Annotated in this window: 23 protein-coding genes; 22 read left to right on the top strand and 1 reads right to left on the bottom strand. The window is 47.1% G+C overall.

Annotated features, from left to right (window positions below; translation table 11 throughout):
* The first annotated feature begins 139 nt into the window (after positions 1–139).
* The 19 genes from GN277_RS19320 (at position 140) to purD (ending at position 17,183) form a co-directional block, all read left to right on the top strand.
* The gene (locus tag GN277_RS19320) at positions 140–1,228 is read left to right on the top strand and encodes a PucR family transcriptional regulator (RefSeq protein ID WP_159752790.1); all 1,089 of its coding nucleotides are present in this window, start codon (positions 140–142) and stop codon (positions 1,226–1,228) included.
* A 16-nt stretch (positions 1,229–1,244) separates the two neighbouring features.
* On the top strand, positions 1,245–1,931 hold the full coding sequence (gene ftsE / locus GN277_RS19315; RefSeq protein WP_159752788.1) for a cell division ATP-binding protein FtsE: 687 nt from the start codon (positions 1,245–1,247) through the stop codon (positions 1,929–1,931).
* Positions 1,921–2,829 (top strand): permease-like cell division protein FtsX, encoded by a 909-nt coding sequence (gene ftsX / locus GN277_RS19310; protein ID WP_159752786.1) that lies wholly within the window; start codon positions 1,921–1,923, stop codon positions 2,827–2,829. Before ftsE ends, ftsX begins: the two co-directional genes overlap by 11 nt.
* 30 nt (positions 2,830–2,859) lie before the next feature.
* Positions 2,860–3,999 (top strand): murein hydrolase activator EnvC family protein, encoded by a 1,140-nt coding sequence (locus GN277_RS19305; protein ID WP_159752784.1) that lies wholly within the window; start codon positions 2,860–2,862, stop codon positions 3,997–3,999.
* 65 nt (positions 4,000–4,064) lie between these two features.
* On the top strand, positions 4,065–5,234 hold the full coding sequence (locus tag GN277_RS19300; protein WP_159752782.1) for a S41 family peptidase: 1,170 nt from the start codon (positions 4,065–4,067) through the stop codon (positions 5,232–5,234).
* Between the two features lie 75 nt (positions 5,235–5,309).
* Complete coding sequence (locus GN277_RS19295) at positions 5,310–6,596, top strand: dihydroorotase (RefSeq protein WP_159752780.1); 1,287 nt, start codon at positions 5,310–5,312, stop codon at positions 6,594–6,596.
* Positions 6,597–6,668: 72 nt separating this feature from the next.
* Positions 6,669–7,595 (top strand): orotidine-5'-phosphate decarboxylase, encoded by a 927-nt coding sequence (gene pyrF / locus GN277_RS19290; RefSeq protein WP_159752778.1) that lies wholly within the window; start codon positions 6,669–6,671, stop codon positions 7,593–7,595.
* Positions 7,596–7,684: 89 nt separating this feature from the next.
* Complete coding sequence (locus tag GN277_RS19285) at positions 7,685–8,470, top strand: dihydroorotate dehydrogenase electron transfer subunit (protein ID WP_159752776.1); 786 nt, start codon at positions 7,685–7,687, stop codon at positions 8,468–8,470.
* Positions 8,470–9,375, top strand: coding sequence for a dihydroorotate dehydrogenase (locus GN277_RS19280; RefSeq protein ID WP_159752774.1), 906 nt, complete (start codon positions 8,470–8,472; stop codon positions 9,373–9,375). Before GN277_RS19285 ends, GN277_RS19280 begins: the two co-directional genes overlap by 1 nt.
* A gap of 53 nt (positions 9,376–9,428) precedes the next feature.
* Complete coding sequence (locus GN277_RS19275; protein WP_159752772.1) at positions 9,429–9,827, top strand: hypothetical protein; 399 nt, start codon at positions 9,429–9,431, stop codon at positions 9,825–9,827.
* On the top strand, positions 9,800–10,477 hold the full coding sequence (gene pyrE / locus GN277_RS19270) for an orotate phosphoribosyltransferase (RefSeq protein ID WP_159752770.1): 678 nt from the start codon (positions 9,800–9,802) through the stop codon (positions 10,475–10,477). Before GN277_RS19275 ends, pyrE begins: the two co-directional genes overlap by 28 nt.
* Positions 10,478–10,548: 71 nt before the next feature.
* Positions 10,549–10,701, top strand: coding sequence for a hypothetical protein (locus GN277_RS29515; protein WP_204162764.1), 153 nt, complete (start codon positions 10,549–10,551; stop codon positions 10,699–10,701).
* 38 nt (positions 10,702–10,739) lie between these two features.
* Positions 10,740–11,225 carry a VanZ family protein gene (locus GN277_RS19265; RefSeq protein WP_159752768.1) on the top strand — a complete coding sequence of 162 codons (486 nt, stop codon included), beginning with the start codon at positions 10,740–10,742 and terminating at the stop codon, positions 11,223–11,225.
* Entirely contained in the window at positions 11,188–11,580 is a 393-nt protein-coding gene (locus GN277_RS19260; protein ID WP_159752766.1) for a DUF6142 family protein, read from the top strand. The genes GN277_RS19265 and GN277_RS19260 overlap by 38 nt, the downstream gene beginning before the upstream one ends.
* 18 nt (positions 11,581–11,598) lie before the next feature.
* Positions 11,599–13,644 carry an aminopeptidase gene (locus GN277_RS19255; RefSeq protein WP_159752764.1) on the top strand — a complete coding sequence of 682 codons (2,046 nt, stop codon included), beginning with the start codon at positions 11,599–11,601 and terminating at the stop codon, positions 13,642–13,644.
* Positions 13,645–13,694: 50 nt separating this feature from the next.
* Entirely contained in the window at positions 13,695–14,201 is a 507-nt protein-coding gene (gene purE / locus GN277_RS19250; RefSeq protein ID WP_159752762.1) for a 5-(carboxyamino)imidazole ribonucleotide mutase, read from the top strand.
* A gap of 46 nt (positions 14,202–14,247) precedes the next feature.
* Positions 14,248–15,273 (top strand): phosphoribosylformylglycinamidine cyclo-ligase, encoded by a 1,026-nt coding sequence (purM, locus tag GN277_RS19245; protein ID WP_159752760.1) that lies wholly within the window; start codon positions 14,248–14,250, stop codon positions 15,271–15,273.
* Positions 15,267–15,908, top strand: coding sequence for a phosphoribosylglycinamide formyltransferase (gene purN, locus GN277_RS19240; protein WP_159752758.1), 642 nt, complete (start codon positions 15,267–15,269; stop codon positions 15,906–15,908). Before purM ends, purN begins: the two co-directional genes overlap by 7 nt.
* A 3-nt stretch (positions 15,909–15,911) precedes the next feature.
* Positions 15,912–17,183 carry a phosphoribosylamine--glycine ligase gene (gene purD, locus GN277_RS19235; RefSeq protein ID WP_159752756.1) on the top strand — a complete coding sequence of 424 codons (1,272 nt, stop codon included), beginning with the start codon at positions 15,912–15,914 and terminating at the stop codon, positions 17,181–17,183.
* Between the two features lie 58 nt (positions 17,184–17,241).
* Here the strand turns inward: purD and GN277_RS19230 are convergent, their stop codons facing one another.
* Positions 17,242–18,099, bottom strand: a complete 858-nt coding sequence (locus tag GN277_RS19230) for a MurR/RpiR family transcriptional regulator (protein ID WP_159752754.1) — start codon at positions 18,097–18,099, stop codon at positions 17,242–17,244.
* A gap of 370 nt (positions 18,100–18,469) precedes the next feature.
* Between GN277_RS19230 and ald the strand changes: the two genes are divergently transcribed.
* From ald to GN277_RS19215, 3 genes are all read left to right on the top strand, one after another.
* Positions 18,470–19,588, top strand: coding sequence for an alanine dehydrogenase (gene ald / locus GN277_RS19225; RefSeq protein WP_159752752.1), 1,119 nt, complete (start codon positions 18,470–18,472; stop codon positions 19,586–19,588).
* A 205-nt stretch (positions 19,589–19,793) separates the two neighbouring features.
* Positions 19,794–20,168, top strand: coding sequence for a GntR family transcriptional regulator (locus GN277_RS19220; RefSeq protein ID WP_159756951.1), 375 nt, complete (start codon positions 19,794–19,796; stop codon positions 20,166–20,168).
* Between the two features lie 50 nt (positions 20,169–20,218).
* Positions 20,219–22,672 carry an ATP-dependent Clp protease ATP-binding subunit gene (locus GN277_RS19215; RefSeq protein ID WP_159752750.1) on the top strand — a complete coding sequence of 818 codons (2,454 nt, stop codon included), beginning with the start codon at positions 20,219–20,221 and terminating at the stop codon, positions 22,670–22,672.
* Positions 22,673–22,701 lie beyond the last annotated feature (29 nt).

The raw sequence follows: 22,701 nt of genomic DNA, 5'->3' as shown, positions 1-22,701 counted from the left end.
ATTAACAAAAATGTGTGATTTCCTCTTTATTTTTTTGTCTATATATATTAATATAGAGTCTAGTGATATGCATTTTAGCCAGATACGCCCTTTTTTTGTTGTGAATTATGCATATTGAAATGAGGGGAGGATATAGAATATGATATCTAATCAAATACTTCAAAATACGATTGAAGGCTTGAAAGGAATTACAAGGATTGATTTCTGTGTCATGGACACAGACGGCAAATCTCTCGCAACGACATTCTCAGAGCAGCGTAATTATGAGGAAGAGGTGGTCGCATTTGTTGACTCCCCGGCAGACAGCCAGGTTGTGCAGGGGAATCAGTTTTTTAAGATTTTTGATGAACACCAGTTAGAATATATACTTTTAGCCAATGGCGGCAGCGATGATGTCTATATGGTGGGGAAGATCGTAACCTTCCAGATTCAGAATCTGCTGGTTGCATATAAAGAGAGGTTTGACAAGGACAACTTTATTAAGAATCTTCTGCTTGATAATCTGCTGTTGGTGGATATTTATAACCGCGCCAAAAAATTACATATTGACACTGAGGTCAGACGTGTTATCTTTATTATTGAGACCAAGCATGAAAAAGACAGCAATGCCCTTGACAATGTACGCAATCTTCTGGGGAATCGGGCAAAGGATTTTGTGACGGCGGTGGATGAGAAGAATATTATAGTTGTAAAGGAGTTAGAGCCAAGTGATGGACATGCAGAGTTAGAGAAGACAGCACAGAGCTTATATACCCTTCTTTTGGAGGACGGAGAGGAGGGCGTTCTGATTGCATATGGAACGATTGTGAATGATATTAAGGAGGTTTCAAAGTCCTACAAGGAAGCGAAGCTTGCGCTGGATGTTGGCAAGATTTTCTTTGGGGACAGAAGCGTGATTGCGTACAGTACTTTGGGAATTGGGCGTTTAATCTATCAACTGCCAATCCCACTGTGTAAGATGTTCATACGTGAGATTTTTGAGGGGAAATCGCCAGATGATTTCGATGAGGAGACGCTGACCACAATCAACAAATTCTTTGAGAATAATCTGAACGTATCTGAAACATCCAGACAATTATATATCCATCGGAATACGCTGGTATACCGGCTCGACAAGCTGCAGAAGAGTACGGGGCTTGATCTGCGAGTGTTTGAAGACGCCATTACATTTAAGATTGCGCTAATGGTTGTCAGATACATGAAATATATGGAATCGATGGAGTATTAATCACCAGGAGGAAAGTATGATTGAATTAAAAGAAGTAACGAAAGAATACTCAAAAGGGGTTGCCGCCTTAAACGGCGTGAATCTTAAGGTAGAGCAGGGTGAATTTGTATTTATCGTGGGGGACAGCGGTTCTGGAAAGTCTACGCTGATCCGTCTTATAATGAAGGAGCTTGCGCCTACGTCCGGCTCAATCGTTGTCAACGGGCAGAACTTAAACCGGATGAAGCGGCGTAAGATTCCCATGTACCGGAGGGGAATTGGAGTTGTGTTCCAGGATTTCCGGCTGTTGAAGGACAGGAATATTTATGATAATATTGCATTTGCACAACGCGTTACGGAGACGCCTACCAGAATCATCAAGAAGAAGGTTCCGGCGGCGCTGTCACTGGTGGGTCTTGCACAGAAATATAAGTCATTTCCCAAGGAATTGTCAGGTGGAGAGCAGCAGAGGGTTGCCATTGCCAGGGCCATCGTGAATGAGCCTGCCCTTCTTCTGGCGGATGAGCCGACCGGTAACTTGGACCCAACGAATTCATGGGAGATTATGAAGCTTCTGGAGGAGGCTAACGACAGAGGGACAACGGTGCTGGTTGTCACACATAATCAGGAGATTGTGAACGCAATGAAGAAGCGGGTTGTTACAATGAAAAAGGGAGTCATTGTAAGCGACGAGAAAAAAGGTGGGTATAAAAATGAGAATTAGTACATTCGGATATTCTATGAAACAAGGGGTTAAGAACATAGGAAGAAACAAGATGTTTTCCATCGCGTCCATCGCGACCATGTCGGCATGTATCTTCTTGTTCGGACTGTTCTTTTCCATTGTGGTGAATTTTAACTACATTGTGAAGAAGGCGGAGGAAGGCGTGGCCATCACCGTATTTTTTAATGAGGAGACCACACAGGCGGCAAAGGACAAGATTGGTGATCAGTTAAGGAATGCGGAAGGTGTTCTTGAGGTAAATTATGTCAGCGCCGAGAAGGCGTGGGAGACGTTTAAGGACGATTATTTTAAAGAGTCCGTAGACCTTGCAGATGGATTTAAGTCTGATAATCCTCTTGGCAATTCAGATAACTATGAAGTATACATGGCTGATGTGTCGAAGCAGAAGGATGTGGTTGAGTTTGCCAAGAGCCTCCAGGGGGTACGTAAAGTGAATAAGTCAGATATTGTGGCTAAGACATTGACCAGTGTGAATAAGCTGGTGGGATATGTCTCCGTTACAATTATCGCCATTTTGCTTGCTGTCTCTGTGTTCCTAATCAGTAATACGGTTACCATGGGTATTACGGTAAGGCGTGAGGAGATTGCGATTATGAAATATATAGGGGCAAAGGACGGATTTGTAAGGGCGCCGTTCGTAATTGAAGGTCTGCTGATTGGTGTGGTTGGCGCCGTGATTCCCCTTTTACTTTTGTACTTTATGTATGATAAGGCTGTTACATATATTATGACGAAGTTCAGCCTCCTGAACAATATTGTAGATTTTCTTCCGGTGTTTGACGTGTACAAGACGCTGCTTCCTGTGGGGATTGCGCTGGGAGTGGGAATCGGTTTTATAGGAAGTTTCTTTACGATTCGCAAGCATTTGAAAGTATAAGAGCATGTATAAAATAATTGGAGGGGACATATGATACTTAGAAAGAAGATTGTCAGTCTTCTGATGGTATTTATCCTTTGCTTTGGAATGGCGGTCAACGCGGATGCATCAGAGATCAGTGAGACAGAGAAGAAAGCCAAGGAGCTGGAGGAGCAGAAGAAGGCGGCAGAAGGGGAGAAGGAGTCTCTTGAGAAGCAGTTGAATGGGATTCTCACGGAGATGGATGAGACGAAGGCGAAGATTGAGGCCAAGGAGATCGAGGTCCGCGAGAAGGAAGAAGAACTTGTCCAGGCAAAGATTGACGAGAATGATCAGTACGAAAGCATGAAAAAGCGAATCAAGTACATGTATGAGAATGGAAATTCACAGTTTATTGAGATTCTGTGCGAGTCCAAGAGTATTGGGGAATTTCTGAACAATGCGGAGTACATTACGACGATCTCTCAGTATGACAGAAATATGCTGACAGAGTTCCAGCAGATTGTTCAGGCGGTTGCCGAGCAGGAGGAAACGCTGAAGGCGGAATATGCAGAGCTGGAAACCATGCAGGACAGCCTGATTGCGAAGCAGGAGGAGTTAAATGAGCTGGTTGAGGGCAAGGAAGAAGAACTTGAGAAGATTAGCGCGGATCTGGGTGCGACTCAGGAGAAGCTTAAGCAGTTGAAGGAAGCGGCAGAAGCGGCGGCGCGTAAGCAAGAGGAACTGGCAAGGCTTGCCAAGGCTCAGTCCAATGCCGGTGGGAACGTAAGCGGCGGCGCAGGCGCTTCAGTGGTATCGGGGAATGGAATGTTTACTCATCCATGTCCTGGATACTCTCGGATTTCCAGTGAATTTGGATGGCGTGAGGCGCCCATTGCCGGAGCAAGCAATAACCATAAGGGAATGGATTTGGCGGCGCCTACAGGTACTCCCATCTATGCGGCGGCAGCCGGAACAGTCACAACTGCCAGGTACAGTAACAGTGCAGGAAATTGGGTCGTAATCAATCATGGTAACGGATTGCAGACTTATTATATGCATGCAAGCGCGCTGTATGTGTCGGAAGGGCAGACGGTGAGCAAGGGACAGAACATTGCTGCCGTAGGCTCTACAGGACAGTCCACAGGCCCTCATCTGCATTTCCAGGTTATGCAAAACGGCACACCGGTGAATCCGCGCAACTATTTATAGGGATTTAGGGTTTCCATTCTTTGGGGAGTCCATGGGATGCAGCAAAACAAAAAGGTTGAGGTCACATGAAGAATAAGAAAAGTTTTATGCAGGGGGCGCTTTGCGGCGCCCTTGCTATATTATTGATTGCAGGGCTAATGTCCTGCGGGCTTAAGGCATACAGCCGCGAGAATACTTCTGAGAATACGTCAGGAAAGCTTGGGACGCTTAAGAAATTGATTGACCAGGCATATATGGGAGACGTTCAGGAGGAGGAACTGCGGGAAGGGATTTACAAGGGCTTTATAGGCGGACTTGAGGATCCTTATTCCGTGTACTATGATGAAGACGAGACAAGGGCGATGATTGAGGCGACAGAGGGTGAGTATGACGGAATCGGCGCTGTTCTGAGCCAAGATATCAATACAGGTATCGTGACCCTAGTACAAATCTATGAAGGTTCTCCTGCCATGGAGGCGGGGCTTAAGGACAATGATATCTTGTATAAAGTAGAGGACCTGGAGGTGACAGGGAAAGACTTGTCAGAAGTCGTGACCCATATTAAAGGTAATAAAGGTACAAAAGTGAGGCTTACCGTATATCGGGGTGAAGACCATGAGGAGATTACGGTTACGGCTGTGAGAAATACGATTCAGGCCCAGACTGTGGCGCACCGTATGGTGGATGACGGTATTGGGTATATAGCTGTCTCCGAGTTTGACCTTGTGACTTATGACCAATATAAGCAGGCGCTAGAAGAACTTGAGAGTCAGGGGATGAGGAGTCTTGTCGTAGACCTTAGGAATAATCCGGGCGGAAACTACGATACAGTGTGTGATATTCTGGACTTAATGCTTCCAAAGGGGCTTATCGTTTACACCAAGGATAAGGCTGGAAACAAGGATGAGAAATTCTCGGATGATGAACATCAGTTTGAGCTGCCTCTGGTTGTGATGATGAACGGAAACAGCGCCAGCGCATCAGAGATCTATGCAGGTGCAATCCAGGATTATGGGATTGGTACGATTGTAGGAACGCAGTCCTACGGCAAGGGAGTTGTGCAGCAGATTTTCGATTTAAAAGACGGAACCAGCGTGAAGCTGACCATTGCCGAATATTTTACGGCTAAGGGGAGAAATATTCATGGCAAGGGGATTACGCCGGACGTGGAGGTTGAGTACGAGGAAAATAAGGAGAAACCTGAGGCGGATAACCAGCTTGATAAAGCCATGGAGGTACTGCGGGAGAAGATGTAGGGAATGATATTTATCATTCCCTTTTTTGGCCCTATATGATAAAATAAGATACAATATAAAGAAAGGACAGGGAATATGACGATTTTAATTCAGAACGGGCATGTGGTTGACCCGCTTACGAGAATGGACGGTTGTTACGATGTGCTGATTAGGGATGGGAGAATCGAAAAGGTCGCAGAACATATAGATGAAGATGCAGACCGGATGCTTGATGCCAAGGACTGTTATGTGCTGCCGGGTCTTATTGACCTGCATGTGCATTTCAGAGATCCGGGACTGGAATACAAAGAGACGCTTTCTACAGGGGGGAGGGCTGCGGTAAAGGGCGGTGTGACGACTGTGTGCGCCATGCCAAATACGAATCCTGTCATTGACGACGGGGAGAAGGTTGCCAGTGTCCATGAACGTGCCAAAGGAGAAGCGCTTACCCACGTAATCCAGTTGGGAGCTGTCACGAAAGGGCAGAAGGGAGAGGAACTGGCGGATATTTGTGGAATGGCTAAGGCAGGCTGCCACGCAGTCAGCGAGGACGGCAAGTCTGTGATGAATACTTCTCTATACCGGCAGGGAATGAAAGCTGCCAAGGAGTGTGGAATCTCGGTGTTTGCCCACTGTGAGGACCAGACCCTTGTAGAGAATGGGGTCATGAATGCAGATGAGAACGCCAAACGCCTTGGACTAAGAGGAATCACCAATTCTGTGGAGGATGTGATTACTGCCAGAGATATTTTGCTGTCCAAGGAGACGGGCGTTAAGCTTCATCTGTGCCACTGTTCTACGGCGGACAGTGTGAAGATGGTGCGTCTGGCCAAGGAGGAGGGACTTTCTGTGACAGCGGAGGTGTGTCCTCATCATTTTATCTTAACCTCAGACGATATCAAAGAGGATAACGGGAATTACAAGATGAACCCGCCGCTTCGCAGCAAGGCGGATGTGGAGGCGCTGCGTCAGGGATTAAAGGACGGGGTAATGGATGTGATTGCCACAGACCATGCGCCTCATGCCAGGGAAGAAAAGGACAAGTCCATGGCAGAAGCAGCCTTCGGGATTGTAGGTCTTGAGACGTCTGCCGCCCTTACATTTACCTCATTGGTAAAAACGGGGGTTCTCAGTATGATGGATATGGCGGAGAAGATGAGCGCTAATCCGGCGAAGATTCTTGGGCTTTCAGACAGAGGAAGCGTGTCCCAGGGGAAGGCGGCCGACATTGTGATTTTTGACCCGACAAGAACCTATAAGATTGATAAGAATACCTTTGTGTCAAAGGGGAAGAATACACCTTTTGACGGGTTTGAAGTGACGGGCGAGGTGGTGTGTACCCTTGTGGACGGTAAGGTGGTATACGATACTTTGTCGGATTAATGCAAGTAGGGATATAAATGGCGGGATTCGATGGTTATAACGGACGGTATGCAAAAACAGGAGGATTAGCATATGATTAATCAATTAGTAGCAAATATCAGGAAAACAAAAGCCCCCATTGTGGTTGGTCTGGACCCCATGCTGGATTATGTGCCAAAGCATGTACAGGATAAAGCTTTTCAGGAATTCGGAGAGACGCTTGAGGGCGCGGCAGAAGCAATCTGGCAGTTTAATAAGGCAATCGTGGACGGGACCTATGATTTGATTCCGGCGGTAAAGCCCCAGATTGCCATGTATGAGCAGTTTGGGCTTCCAGGACTTGGGGCGTTTAAAAAGACGGTGGACTACTGTAAGGAAAAAGGGTTGGTGGTAATCGGGGACGTCAAACGCGGGGATATTGGCTCTACCTCGGCGGCCTATGCAATCGCCCATCTGGGACACGTCCAGGTTGGAAGTAAGTCCTGCCTTCCTTTTGGAGAGGATTTTGCCACGGTGAATCCATATTTGGGCTCTGACGGAATAAATCCGTTTATAAAGGTATGCAGGGAAGAAAAGAAGGGAATCTTTGTGCTGGTAAAGACGTCAAACCCGTCCAGTGGGGAAATCCAAGACCAGCCAGTTGACGGAAGACCTTTATATGAGCTGGTGGGCGAGAAGGTTGCCGCCTGGGGAGACGAGCTGATGGGAGACGAGTATAGTTATGTGGGTGCAGTCGTGGGAGCTACCTACCCAGAGATGGGAAAAGTTCTCAGGAAGATTATGCCTAAGGCTTACATTCTTGTACCAGGATACGGCGCCCAGGGCGGAAAGGGCAAGGATTTGGCACATTTCTTTAATGAAGACGGACTGGGCGCCATTGTAAATTCCTCCCGTGGAATTATCGCGGCATACAAGCAGGAGAAGTATGGAAAGTATGGGGAGGAAGGATTTGCAGAAGCCTCACGGGCAGCAGTCGAGGACATGGCCGCAGATATCATAGAGGCTCTTAACCTTCGTTAAGCCTTTTATGTTTGGCGATAGATATTTGTGCCGCAAATAGCAGTAAAGGACAGGAATTTGACAGTGGAGTATAAGCAGGAGAGACAGACATGGCGAAGATGAAGAAAGAGATTGGGAAGGTAGTGTCCCAGGAATCCATTGCGGATGGGATTTTTAGTATGTGGATTGAGACAGAGGCGGCTAAGTGTGCAAGATGCGGACAGTTTTTGTCTATGTATACCAACGATTCTGGCAGGCTGCTTCCAAGACCCATCAGTATTTGTGAGATTGATAAGGAGAATGGAAGACTTCGTGTGGTGTATCGTGTGACGGGAGAGAACACGGGAACCGAGCAGTTTTCTCGGATGAAGGCTGGTGATAAGATTTCGGTGATTGGGCCCTTGGGAAATGGATTTCCGGTGGAGGAAGCAAAGGGGAAGAAGGTGTTCTTAATGGGCGGGGGGATTGGCGTTCCCCCAATCTTAGAGCTGGCCAAGGAGATTGAGTGCGAAAAGAAGCAGATTGTAGCAGGATATCGGGATGCACAGACATTTTTAAAGAAAGAGTTTGAGCAAAACGGCGAGCTTTACATTTCCACGGAGGACGGAAGCGTGGGAACGAAGGGCAATGTATTGGACGCGATCCGTGAAAATGGCTTGAGTGCGGATGTGATTTACGCCTGTGGTCCGACTCCTATGTTACGGGCAATTAAGGAATATGCCGCAGAAAAAAAGATAGTATGCTATATTTCCTTGGAGGAGAGGATGGCATGTGGAATCGGGGCGTGTCTTGGGTGCGTCTGTCGTACGAGTCAGCGCGACCATCACACGAATGTGCATAATGCCCGAATCTGTAAAGATGGTCCGGTATTTCTGGCAACGGAGGTGGAAATCTGATGAATATGACAGTGAATATAGCGGGAGTGGAGTGGAAGAATCCTGTAACCGTGGCGTCGGGAACCTTTGGCTCTGGCGCGGAATATGCAGATTTCGTGGATATCAGCAGGCTTGGAGCCGTGACGACGAAGGGGGTTGCCAGTGTTCCATGGCAGGGGAACCAAACGCCAAGGGTGGCGGAGACCTGCGGCGGTATGATGAATGCCATAGGTCTGCAGAATCCTGGAATTGAGCTTTTCTGTCAGAGAGATATACCGTTTCTTCGGAAGTATGATACGAAGATTATTGTAAATGTCTGCGGAAGGTCCGAGGAGGACTACTGTGAGGTGGTAGAGCGCCTTGGAAACGAAGACGTGGATATGTTGGAGATTAATATTTCTTGTCCTAACGTGAAGGAGGGTGGGATTGCTTTTGGACAGAATCCCAAGGCGGCCCAGGATATTACCAGGGCGGTTAAGAAGTATGCGAAGCAGCCGGTAATCATGAAGCTTAGCCCGAACGTGACGGATATTGGAGAGATGGCGAAGGCTGTGGAGGCAGGCGGTGCAGACGCGGTATCGCTGATTAACACATTGACTGGAATGAAGATTGATATCCGAAGGAGGACATTTGCGCTGGCGAACCAGACCGGAGGCGTCTCTGGACCGGCCATCCATCCCATTGCTGTACGCATGGTCTATCAGGCGGCCCAGGCGGTGAAGCTTCCGGTTATAGGCATGGGCGGGATTGCATGCGCCGAGGATGCCATTGAGATGATGCTGGCAGGGGCAAGCGCCGTGTCAGTGGGTACAGCGAATTTCCATAATCCTACAGTCACATTGGAGATTATAGAAGGGATTGAGGCGTATCTGAAAGAAAATCATATGGAAGATGTGAAAGACTTGGTGGGCGCAGTTCAGGCATAATAAAAGGGTTTAGAGTTAAGATTCAGATTCTTAAGATTAGGGGGTGAGGACGAATGACATTACAGGAAGCAGAAGTAAAGTTATCTAAGGTCAATGAAGAATTAGAGGTTCTGTTAAGAGAGCGGGAGAAGGCGCTTAAGGAGTGGAGTACAGCATTTCACGCAGAGAACCCAGAGAATATCACGTGTGTAGATGAGAATATAGAGGATTGCCACAGGCTGTATCTGTTGAATGGGGAATCAAAAATGTTTGCGTGTCTCTTTGGCAGGTTTGAGATGAAAGGGAGTCAAGACGACTTCTACAGAGCTTTGGATAACTCCATGCATATGATAAACACGGCTAATGGGCGAGATTTTGATTTGCCGGAATATCAGAAGAATCTGATATACGCAAAAGCAATAGAGATAAGGGAGGATTTTACATCATGGAACAATACAAGCAGGAATTCATAGAATTTATGGTAGAATCCAATGTATTAAAATTTGGTGAATTTACATTAAAGAGCGGGAGAAAATCCCCATTTTTCATGAATGCCGGTGCATATGTGACCGGCACCCAGCTTCGCAGACTTGGAGAATACTATGCTAAGGCGATACACGATAATTATGGGCTTGATTTTGACGTACTGTTCGGGCCGGCATATAAGGGAATACCATTGAGTGTGGCGACGACGATGGCGATTAGTGAATTATACGGCAAAGACATTCGATACTGCTCAAACCGCAAGGAAGTGAAGGACCATGGCGATACGGGCATCCTGCTTGGAAGCAGTCTTAAGGACGGGGACAAGGTGGTAATTATTGAGGATGTAACCACCTCAGGGAAGTCCATCGAGGAGACATTTCCAATACTTAAGGCTCAGGGCGATATAGAGATTAAGGGGCTGATGGTATCTCTGAACCGTATGGAGGTTGGAAAGGGCGGTAAGAAGAGTGCTCTGGACGAGATTACTGAGCTGTACGGTTTTTCGGCAAAGGCGATTGTAACCATGGACGAGGTGGTGGATTATCTGTATAATAGGCAATGTCAGGGAAGAATTATCATTGATGATACATTAAAAAGGGCAATCGACGCATATTATAAAACGTATGGCGTAAGATAAACAATGTGACGATAAGCTTGTCAATCTGTCTGCTGTACAGATTGAGTCAAAGGAAGCAGGAGGGGCAATCTATGAACGAGAAGGCATATAAGGCGATGAATTTTGCCGGAATATCAGGTATTGTGGTTGGCATTATTGTAGCGCTGGTGGGAGTTACGGCAGGAGTTATTACGATTGTAGGCGGTGCGCGTCTGCTGAAAGAGAAGCGGGGACTTACTTTTTAAGCCTGAGTTAAAGTTTGGATAGAAAGGAAGCCTGATATTTGAGTTTTAAGCGTAATAAGAGAATCCGATTTTTAGGGAAAATATTATTTGTATTATATATTGCATTTATCATTTATTTTTTGATATTTTCGGACTGGTACGGACGAACAGGGGAGATGGAGGAATACCACTATAACCTTGTGCTCTTTAAGGAGATTAAGAGATTCTGGAATTATCGGGATCAAGTAGGAATGTTCGCCATGTTTACGAATTTGTTTGGAAATGTAATCATCTTTATGCCGTTTGGGTTCTTTATGCCTATGGCCAGCAGGTACAGAAGCTTCTTTTCTACGGTGTTCTATAGTTTTGGACTGAGTCTTTGCGTGGAGACATTCCAGCTAATCACGAAGGTAGGAAGCTTCGATGTGGATGACCTTCTGCTGAATACCATAGGAGGGCTTGCGGGTTATGTTATGTTTGTAGTCTGTGCGGCAGTAAGGAGAAGATATGTTAATAGGAAGAAAGATTGTTACAGAAGAAGATAGGGCAAAAGCTTTGGCGAAAGCCAGGGAGAAGCAGCGAAAGAGAATTACAAAGTACGGGCAGGCAAAGCCCCGCCATGCGAGGAAGGGAATCTACTCCTGCTGCTATGCTTTTGTGGTTCTTCTTCTGTTGTTTTTGATGGTATCCATCTCTTACAGAGAAAAGGGAGAGATTGGTATGCTGCTTGGGTTCGTGGGCCTGGGTACCATCGCTCTTGCAGGAATCGGCGTCTGGCTTGGAAGCCGCGGGCTAAAAGAGCGGGAGAAGAATTACATAACATGTAAGGTTGGGATTGGCATCAATATGACGGTGTTTCTGGGACTTGCAGCCATTTTCACAAGAGGGCTGGTCAGATGACGTAAGGGGGTATTCATTATGATAGACGAAAGATACGAGTTGGCGGTGGGACGTATCCGACAGATGATGGTTGAGGATACAGTGGAGGCTCCCTTTCGGGAATTCTTCCAAAAGACGGCAGAGTTTGTTTTGATGATTCATGAGGTTAAGGCTCTGATTGCAGACGGAACTTACAAGAAGCTTGAGCTTGCCAAACTTGAAGAATGGAATCATCGGCTGTATGAGGATATTTTGCCCGATGCATACGGGACAAGCTATGGGAATCCAGCATACGCTGTCAGTCAGTTGGGAGAGGAGTATGGACAGCTTCTAAGCTTTCTCTATACAGAGCTTCGGGGATGCATTGCGTACGTATTTGAGCAGAAGACAGAATATCTTGATATTTTGTTTGAACTATTGATTGAGATTTATAATCAGTTTGAGGCAGGAGAGCCGGAGGCGGACCGGATTAAGGAGAGTATCTACTGGTATGCCAGTGATTACTGTGATGTATTTGCCGCGGACAGAGTTAGGGTACAGATTGACCCGTCTGAATCCTTTGCCGTTGACATGGTTCAGAATTGTGAACTTGAGGATTTGCGCTATCTGTATCAGTTTGGAGAATATATCAGTGAAAATGAACTGCGTACCGCAAGGCATCTGTTAGAGCTTCCGAAAGAGGTAATCCAGAAGATGGCAGACGTTTACACAGAAGGCTACCGGAAGGGCTTTGTCAATACGGGTAAGGACCTGTCAAAAAAAGAGGTTGTAGATATCCGTTATGTCCTTGGGTTTGAGCGTGTGGTTAGACAGGCGATCCAGAATTTTAAAGTAATGGGCTTACAGCCGGTGCTCTATCGTGCCGGAGTCAGTGTCCTGACAAAGCGAGGACAGTCGAAGGTGGGTTATTACGGCGCAATCGCCAACAAGCAGTTTGAGTATGACCACCGAAATGACCAGGCACTGTTCCTGGATAAGAAGTTCGTGGAAAGGAAGCTTGAGGTAATAAAGACAACCTTTGAGCATCATAAGGAGATGGCGGGCAAGTATGCCGGACCCGCATGTATAGACATGTTTGGGGAAGAACCCTTTATACCCCAACAGAAGGAGGAGGTAATTAAGCTTACGAAGAAACAGGAGGAGCTGCAGGTTCAGTTTTACAGCCGCCAGGGCCAGATTATGAACCAGTATATCCGAGGGGATGAACGCAGCTTTACCATTATATCCTATCCTGTGCCGGAGATTGGGGAGAAGTATGAGGAGATTTTTGACGAAATTATCCGAATCAATACCCTGGATTCCAAGACTTATGAGAAGGTGCAGCAGGCGATGATTGATGCGCTGGATCAAGGGGAATACGTCCATATCCTTGGAGGAGGCAAAAATCGGACGGACCTTAAGGTCAGAATTCATGAGATTGACAATCCCGAAAAGGAGACGGCGTTTGAAAATTGTGTAGCGGATGTAAATATTCCAGTGGGAGAGGTTTTCACATCTCCTGTGCTTGAGGGGACGAACGGAGTCCTTCATGTCAGTAAGGTATATCTGCATGAATTACAGTATCAGGATTTGGAGATTACATTTAAAGATGGGATGATTCAGGATTACCGCTGCTCCAATTTTGACGAGGAGAATAAGAACAGGGAATATATTTACGACAATATTCTCCATAAGCATCCCACGCTGCCTCTGGGTGAGTTTGCCATTGGAACGAATACCACGGCATATGTGGCGGCAAAGAAGTATGGGATTGAGGAGAAGCTTACGATCCTCATTGCTGAGAAAATGGGTCCCCATTTTGCAGTAGGAGATACCTGCTATAGCTGGAGTGAGGAGGTCAGGGTGTTTAATCCCAACGGCAAGGAGATTATAGCCAAGGATAATTCGGTGTCCATCCTGCGCAAAGAAGATGTGTCAAAAGCCTATTATCAGTGCCACACGGATATTACCATTCCCTATGAAGAATTGAAGCGGATTGATGTAATTACCAGGGATGGCTGCAAGCTTGCCATTCTTGAAGACGGAAGATTCGTGCTTGCAGGGACGGAGATTCTAAATGAACCATTGATTAATGGAGACAAATAAGGTATTATGAACCCATAAAAATATACAGAAATAAGAAAGGATGAAAAGGTATGCCAAGAGTAGGAATTGTAATGGGCAGCGACTCAGACCTTAAGGTCATGAGCAAGGCGGCTGCGATGCTGGAGAAATTAGGGGTTGATTACGAGATGACGATTATCTCTGCCCACCGTGAGCCGGATGTATTTTTTGAGTGGGCTAAGGCTGCGGAAGGAAAAGGTATGAAGGTGATTATCGCAGGAGCAGGTATGGCGGCGCATCTGCCGGGGATGTGCGCGGCATTATTCCCTATGCCGGTAGTCGGCGTGCCCATGTCGGGGAAGAATCTGGCGGGAGAGGACGCTCTGTTTTCTATCGTACAGATGCCGCCGGGAATTCCCGTTGCAACGGTTGCCATTGACGGAGGTATGAATGCAGCCATACTTGCGGCGAAGATTCTGGCCACGTCGGACGATGAACTTTTGAACAAGCTTAAGGATTATTCCAGGGAGATGAAGGAGACGGTCCAGGCGAAGGCAGCAAAGTTAGATGAGATTGGATATGAGGCGTATTTGGGATAGCTGGTATTGGGATTATTTCATAAGTCAGGGATAAGGAGACAAAGATATGGATTATAAGAATGCTGGAGTGGATATCGAAGCCGGATACAGATCAGTAGAATTGATGAAGAAGCATGTAAAGGAGACTATGAGGCCGGAGGTTTTAGGAGGTCTTGGGGGGTTTGCAGGCGCCTTTGATTTAAGCGGAATCAAGAAGATGGACGAGCCGGTTCTCCTGTCAGGAACAGACGGGTGCGGAACCAAGGTAAAGCTTGCGTTTATTATGGACAAGCATGATACCATCGGTATTGATGCGGTAGCAATGTGTGTGAATGATATTGTGTGCTCAGGCGGCGAGCCATTATTCTTTCTGGATTATATTGCATGCGGGAAGAATTATCCAGAGAAGATTGCGGCCATTGTAAGCGGTGTGGCAGAAGGCTGCAAGCAGTCCGGATGTGCGCTGGTTGGCGGTGAGACCGCAGAGCATCCGGGACTTATGCCAGAGGAGGAATACGATTTAGCCGGCTTCGCGGTTGGCGTTGCGGATAAGAAGGAGATGATTAATGGTGAAAATATCAGACCTTCGGACGTGCTGATTGGTATTGCGTCAAGCGGCGTCCACAGTAACGGTTTCTCCCTTGTGCGCAAGGTGTTTGACATGACGAAGGAGTCCCTTAATACATATTATGAGGAATTGGGCAAGACGCTGGGAGAGGCGTTAATTGAGCCTACCAGAATCTATGTGAAGGCGTTAAAAAGCATTAAGGACTGCGGCGTTAAGGTCAAAGGCGTAAGCCATATTACAGGCGGCGGTTTTTATGAAAATATTCCGAGAATGCTGCCAAAGGGCGCGAGGGCAGTTATTGAGAAGGGCAGTTACGAAGTCCCCGCTATTTTCAAACTTCTGGCTAAGAAGGGAGAGATTTCAGAGGAGATGATGTATAACACGTTTAACATGGGTCTGGGAATGGTTGTTGCTGTTGAGTCTGGGGATGTGGAGAAAACCTTGGAGGCAATCAAGGCGGCAGGCGAGCAGCCGTATGTGGTAGGCCATGTTGAGGCAGGAGAAAAGGGAGTTACGTTATGCTAGAGGTAGTGGTACTTGTATCAGGAGGCGGAACGAACTTACAGGCAGTCATTGATGCTATTGAGGAGGGTAGGATTACGAATACTCGAATCACAGGCGTGCTCAGCAATAATAAGAATGCCTTTGCCCTTGAGCGGGCAAAAAGACACGGGATTGCCGGTAGATGCATCTCACCCAAGGATTTTGCTTCCAGAGAAGAATTTAACAAAGAATTTATGGAAGCCGTGGATTCATGGAAGCCGGACTTGATTGTCCTGGCTGGTTTTCTTGTTGTGATTCCGCCGGCTATGATTGAAAAATACAGGAACCGGATTATTAATATCCATCCGTCGCTGATTCCTTCTTTTTGCGGAACAGGGTTCTATGGGCTGAAGGTACATGAGGCAGCGCTTGCACGAGGCGTCAAGGTAGTGGGCGCCACCGTTCATTTTGTAGACGAAGGAACGGATACTGGTCCGATTATTCTTCAGAAAGCTGTGGAGGTAAAGGCAGAAGATACCCCAGAGGTTCTTCAGAAACGGGTGATGGAGCAGGCAGAGTGGAAGCTTCTGCCGCAAGCGATTAATCTGATTGCCAATGGGAGGGTGTCGGTAAGAGATGGATTGGCTGTTATTTCATGTGAGAATGGAGGAGAGTGAAAGATGAAGGTGTTGATTGTGGGCAGCGGCGGCAGAGAGCATGCCATTGCCTATTGTGTGTCGAAGAGCAGGAAGGTGGACGAGATATACTGTACTCCTGGAAATGCAGGAATTGCAGAGTATGCCCAGTGCGCTCCTATCGGCGCCATGGAATTTGATAAAATCGTTGCATTTGCCAAAGAAAAGGAAGTAGACCTTGTAATTGTAGGTATGGACGACCCGCTGGTAGGCGGACTGGTGGACGAGCTTATGGCAGCAGGCATCCGTACGTTTGGACCGCGGAAGAATGCGGCGATTCTGGAAGGCTCAAAGGCATTTTCCAAAGACCTGATGAAAAAATACCAGATTCCTACGGCGGCATACGAGAACTTTACCGATGCGGGCAAGGCGCTTGAGTATCTTGAGACGGTAAAATTCCCCATTGTCCTGAAAGCTTGCGGGCTGGCTCTTGGAAAGGGCGTGCTGATTTGCAATACCCCTGAGGAGGCGAAGGAGGGCGTCAGAACCATCATGCTGGACAAGAAATTTGGCGACGCAGGAAATGAGATGGTAATCGAAGAATTCATGACGGGCCGCGAGGTGTCTGTGCTGTCCTTTGTGGACGGAGATACCATTAAGACCATGACTTCGGCTCAGGATCACAAGCGCGCAGGCGATGGAGATACAGGGCTAAATACCGGAGGGATGGGAACATTTTCGCCAAGCCCCTTCTACACCAAGGAGGTGGAGGAGTTCTGTAACAAATATATTTACCAGGCTACCGTTGACGCAATGAAAGCAGAGGGCAGACCCTTTAAAGGAGTGATTTTCTTTGGGCTGATGCTGACAAAGGAAGGGCCTAAGGTATTGGAGTACAATGCCAGGTTTGGAGATCCGGAGGCTCAGGTTGTCCTGCCTAGAATGAAGAACGACATTATCGAAGTGGTGGAGGCGTGTATCGACGGTACTCTTAATCAGGTGGACCTGCAGTTTGAAGACAATGCCGCAGTCTGCGTTGTTCTTGCCAGCGAAGGGTATCCTGTGGCTTATGACAAGGGACTTCCGATTAGCGGGCTGGAGGAATTTAAGAAGCATGAGGGATATTACTGCTTCCATGCAGGGACGAAATTTGACGGGGAACAGATTGTGACAAACGGAGGCCGTGTGCTCGGCGTTACGGCGAAAGGGAAGGATTTGAAGGAAGCCAGGGCCAACGCTTATGAGGCGGCGAAGTGGGTGAAATTCGACAATAAATATATGCGTCATGATATTGGAAAGGCGATTGATGAGGCATAGGAAAAACGGGGTTGTTGGGAGATGACAGGAATCAGTCATGGCCCGACAACCCCGATTTTTAGTATATTCCCAGTTTATCAAGGTATTTATCAATCTTCTTCAAACGCTTTTCAATACCAGTCACCTTATGGCTGATGGTATCGAGCAGAATCTCGGCCACAAACTGGGGGCCAATCAGGGAGTTGAAGAATGCGTTGCTGTCAACCGGAACGGTAATCAGCACAGTGGCATACTGGGCCAAAAGAGCGCTGGGCTTATCCGTGATTACTACAATACTTGCGCCTGCTTCCTTTGCCATCTCCGTAGTCACTCTGTCAAGGGAGGAATACCTGGGAAAACTGAAAACAATCAGACAGTCCTCCTTTGTAATGTTGCACATATGGTCAATGGGACTTAAGGCAGCGGTGTTGGTGGAGGACACATGAGGCAGTATATGTTTTAAGTACAGGAGAAAATAATCCCCAAGACATGCATTGCCGCGGGAGGCGGCGATATACTTGCGTTTGCCGGCAACGATCACGTCGGCGGCATCCTCGAAGGCCGCTAATGTATTGGTGGTGAACAAAGTTTCCAGATTCTGGACGGCGTTCTTAAAATGGCGGTTGATATAATCTGAATTCCTCTCAAGCTTCGCACGCTTGGCCACACGCTGGGCGGGGACGGTGATGGAGCTTGATATACTTAAGACTTTGTCCTGATATTCTTTTCTCAGCATTTTCTGAAAATCCATAAATCCGCCAAAGCCTAAGGACCTGCTGAAACGAATGACAGAGGATTCACTGACGTTTAGTTTCAGGGCAATTTCGGTAGAAGTCATAAAACAGGCGTCGGCAGAATGGTCCAGAATGTATTTGGCTATCATTTTCTGGGTCTTGGTCAGATTGGCATTATGGATTAATTCACTCAGTTCGCTCATAGAGTACCTCCGAAGTTTTCACGATTTGGTAAATATATGTTTAAATATTCCAAAAGGAATCATACTATGATTTAAGCATGAATGGCAGAAATATGCAAGAGAAATTGTAAATACAATTTAGCTTTTTTATAGAAAGTTAAAAGAGTCTGTGAAAAAAATAACTTTTGTTGAATAATCTTCTGACGTATGTTAGTATTATTGAAAAGAAAATGAATAATATTCTTCATTATTATTTTTAATGAAAAATATTATTCTATATGCGGACGGAGTATGCCTGTGAGCAGGAAGCATTTCGATCGAATTTGTGACAGGTGTGAAGGACCAACTCCGAGAGCAGGTTAAATCGATTATGGTATGGAGGTAGACAAAGATGAAAGTTGGAAGCGTTAAGGAGATTAAAAACAATGAGTTCCGTGTAGGGATGATACCGGACAATGTGAAAAGCTATGTGAATGCAGGACACCAGGTTTATATTGAGAAGGGTGCAGGCGCAGGTTCTGGCTTTACGGATGAGGAATATAAAGCCGCAGGCGCGACGCTGCTTGATACGGCGAAAGAAGTATGGGACACGGTAGAGATGATGATTAAGGTGAAGGAGCCGCTGCCAGACGAGTATCCTCTGTTCCATGAAGGGCTGATTCTTTACACCTATCTTCACCTGGCGGCTGACCAGCCCCAGACCGACGCTTTGCTTTCCTCAAAGGTGAAGGGAGTCGCTTATGAGACGCTGATGGATCGAAACGGCGGCTTACCCCTTCTTGCGCCCATGAGCCAGATTGCCGGACGCCTCAGCGTGCAGGAGGGAGCTAAGTACCTTGAGAAGATCTATGGCGGGGAAGGGGTTCTTCTTGCAGGAGTTCCCGGAACCCCCAAGGCGAATGTGGTCATCCTTGGAGGAGGCTCTGTGGGGACCAATGCCTGCAAGATTGCAGTAGGTATGGGAGCCAATGTCACCATTCTGGATGTGAATCTTCAGAGGCTTGCGTATCTGGACGACATTTTCGGAGCGAGAATTCAGACCCTTGCTTCCAATGACGCCAACATTGAGAATTCGGTCAAAGAGGCGGATCTTGTAATCGGTTCAGTGCTGATTCCGGGAAAGGCTGCTCCGAAGCTGTTTAAGAAGAAGTATCTGAAAGAGATGAGGCCGGGCGCTGTATTTGTGGATGTTGCCGTTGACCAGGGCGGATGCGGCGAGACAACGCGGGTGACTTACCATGATGCTCCCATCTATATTGTAGATGGGGTGGTGCATTACTGTGTGGGTAATATGCCGGGGGCAGTTCCGCGGACGTCTACCATTGCACTGACCAATGCAACATTAAGTTACGGATTGCAGATTGCAAATAAGGGGCTTGAGCAGGCCTGCAGGGAGAACGAGACGATTTATTCTGCGATCAATACCTATGACGGGAAGCTTACATGTAAGAATGTGGCGGATAGTTTTGAAGGATATGAGTACGTGGATGTGAAAAGTCTTGTAAACTAAAGAAATAAAAAATTCATTTTAGATTAGACATAACAGTATAACAGGGTATATTTAAAAATATATTTTTAAATATACCCTGAAATATTATACAGTGATATTAGGAGAGCCTGTTGTGAATGTAAGAAAATAACTTGTAAGCTCTCTCTATTTATGTTATAGTATGCCTATAACAAAAGAATCAGACATAGAAGAAAAGGTGATACTAATGCTGATAGAGATTGATTTTAACAGTGATGAAGCGTTCTACGTCCAACTTCAGAACCAGATTATCATGGGAATAGCCATGAACCTGATTCGAGAGGGGGATTCCCTGCCTTCCGTCCGGCAGCTTGCGAATACGGTGGGAATCAATATGCATACTGTGAACAAAGCCTATGCGGTCTTAAAGCAGGAGGGCTTTATCCAGCTTGACCGCAGGAGAGGCGCGGTCATAGCTATTGACATGGACCAGGCAAGGGCTCTGATTGAGATGAAGGAGCAGCTTCGTGTGCTGCTGGCAAGGGGAAGGTGTAAGAACATTTCCAAAGAGGAAGTGCATGCCCTGGTAGACGAGATATACGAGGAATATGGCAGACTGTAAAATTAAGAATAGAAGAAACAGTGCAAACGGCAGGAAAGGAAAGAACATTCATGAATTATACGGAACAGGCGAATAAGGTTTTGAAGATAGCGAGGGATACGGCAAGGAAGCTCAATCACCCCTACGTCGGAACAGAGCATCTCCTCCTTGGGCTTAGGGAGGTCTATACCGGTGTTGCAGGGCAGGTGCTGGCAATGAACGGGGTAGAGGAGGAAAGTATCCGCAAAGTGGTGGATGAGCTGGTATGTCCGGTGGGGGAGGCAGCTTTAGCCCATCATCCTGAGACCAGTCCGCGGCTTGAGTATATTCTGGAGGAGAGTAAGGTGGAGGCAGCCCATTTTCACTCAGACAAGATTGGAACAGAGCACATGCTGCTTGCCCTTATGCGGGATTCGGACTGCGTGGCGACCCGCATACTCCTGACACTGAACATAAATATGCAGAAGCTATATCAGGACATTTTTTCAGTCCTGGGAGGCGACCCCAAGGAGTATCAGGATGAGATGCTTCAGGGCGGCAGGAAGCGGGAAGGAATGCTTGAGCAGTTCGGAACAGATTTGACCGCACAGGCGGAGGAAGGAAGGCTTGACCCTGTCATCGGAAGAGAGGAGGAGATTAACCGTCTAATCCAGGTATTAAGCAGAAGGACTAAGAATAACCCTTGTCTGGTGGGAGAGCCAGGCGTTGGGAAGACGGCTGTAATCGAGGGACTCGCCGCTCGCATTGCCGCGGGAAACGTACCGGAGGGAATGAAGGATAAGAGGATTCTGACGATGGACCTGGCGGGAATGATTGCCGGCTCAAAATACCGAGGGGAATTTGAGGAACGGATGAAGCGGCTTTTGCAGGAAGTAAAGTCTTCTGGCAATGTCATCCTGTTTCTGGACGAGGTGCATACAATTATAGGAGCAGGAGGCGCGGAAGGGGCCATCAATGCGTCCAACATCATGAAGCCGTCCCTGGCCAGGGGAGAGGTGCAGTTAATTGGTGCGACTACGATTACAGAATACCGCAAATATCTTGAAAAGGATGCGGCTCTGGAACGGAGGTTTCAGCCTGTCACGGTGGAGGAACCTACAGAAGAACATTGTCTTGACATTTTAAAGGGACTTAAGAAGCGATATGAGGCTCATCATCATGTAGAGATTGAAGATGATGCGCTTAAGGCTTCGGTAAAACTGGCTAACCGGTATGTGAATGACCGATTTCTTCCGGATAAGGCCATTGACGTACTGGATGAGGCATGTTCAAAGGTAAGCCTTAGAGGATTTAAGATTCCGGAGAATATTGTGGAGATGGAGACGGAGATTGAGGAATTGACTAATGCCTTGGAGGAAGCAATCCGCAGCGGAGATATTTCTTGTGCATCCCGTATTCACAGAGAGCAGGAGGCAGCAGAGAAGAAGCTTTCCCAGATAAAGAAGCGTTTTCAAAAGAAGAATCAGGAAAGGCAGCTTGCAGTGACGCAGGAGGATATTGCAGAAGTCGTTTCCCAATGGACAAAGATTCCGGTGCAGAGACTTGCAGAGACCGAGAGCGCCAGGCTTAACCGGCTTGAGAAGGTACTGCATCAGAGGGTGATTGGACAGGATGAGGCTGTAACTGCGGTGGCGAAGTCGATTAAGAGAGGGAGAGTGGGACTGAAAGACCCGAAACGTCCGATTGGCTCCTTTTTGTTCCTTGGGCCAACCGGCGTAGGAAAGACGGAGTTGTCAAAGGCGCTGGCAGAAGCCCTTTTTGGAAATGAAGAGTCTATGATACGGGTAGACATGTCGGAATATATGGAGAAGCACAGCGTCGCCAAGATGATTGGGGCGCCTCCGGGATACATCGGTCACGACGACGGCGGGCAGTTGAGCGAACGGGTAAGGCGCAGGCCCTATTCCGTGATCTTATTTGACGAGATTGAGAAGGCCCATCCGGATGTGTTCAACATTCTTCTGCAAGTGCTGGATGACGGGCATATCACGGATTCTCAGGGGCGAAAGGTAGATTTCCGTAACACAGTGATTATTATGACCAGCAATGCAGGAGCCCAGACGATTATTGACCCGAAGAAGCTTGGCTTTAATGTTAAGGAGGATGCGGCTGGAGACTATAAGCGGATGAAAGGCAATGTCATGAAGGAGATTAAATTAATCTTCCGGCCAGAGTTTTTAAACCGAATCGACGAGATTCTGGTATTCCATCCGCTGAACACAGAGCAGATGAAAAAGATTGTGGGGCTTTTGTGCAGGGAGCTTACAACGCGGGCGGAAGAACAGCTTGGCATTCGACTTTACATCCGTGATTCTGTGAAGAAGCACATTGTAGAGACAGGGACAGACCAAAAGTACGGCGCACGTCCCCTTCGCCGTGCAGTCCAGAACCAGTTGGAGGACGGACTGGCTGAGGCAATCCTAAACGGCCAGATTTTAAGGGATTCGGAAGTGGTGATCGGACTGTCTAAAAAAGAAATAAAATTTATGCCAAAGACTACAAATTCAGACGAAATTGAGATATAATAGGGGTACAAAAGAAGAACCTCAGGAGG

Source organism: Sporofaciens musculi, from assembly GCF_009830285.1.
In the GTDB taxonomy this organism is placed as follows: Bacteria; Bacillota; Clostridia; order Lachnospirales; family Lachnospiraceae; genus Sporofaciens; species Sporofaciens musculi.
The sequence above is the reverse complement of the archived record's forward strand: the minus strand, read 5'-3'. Positions and strand labels throughout refer to the sequence as shown.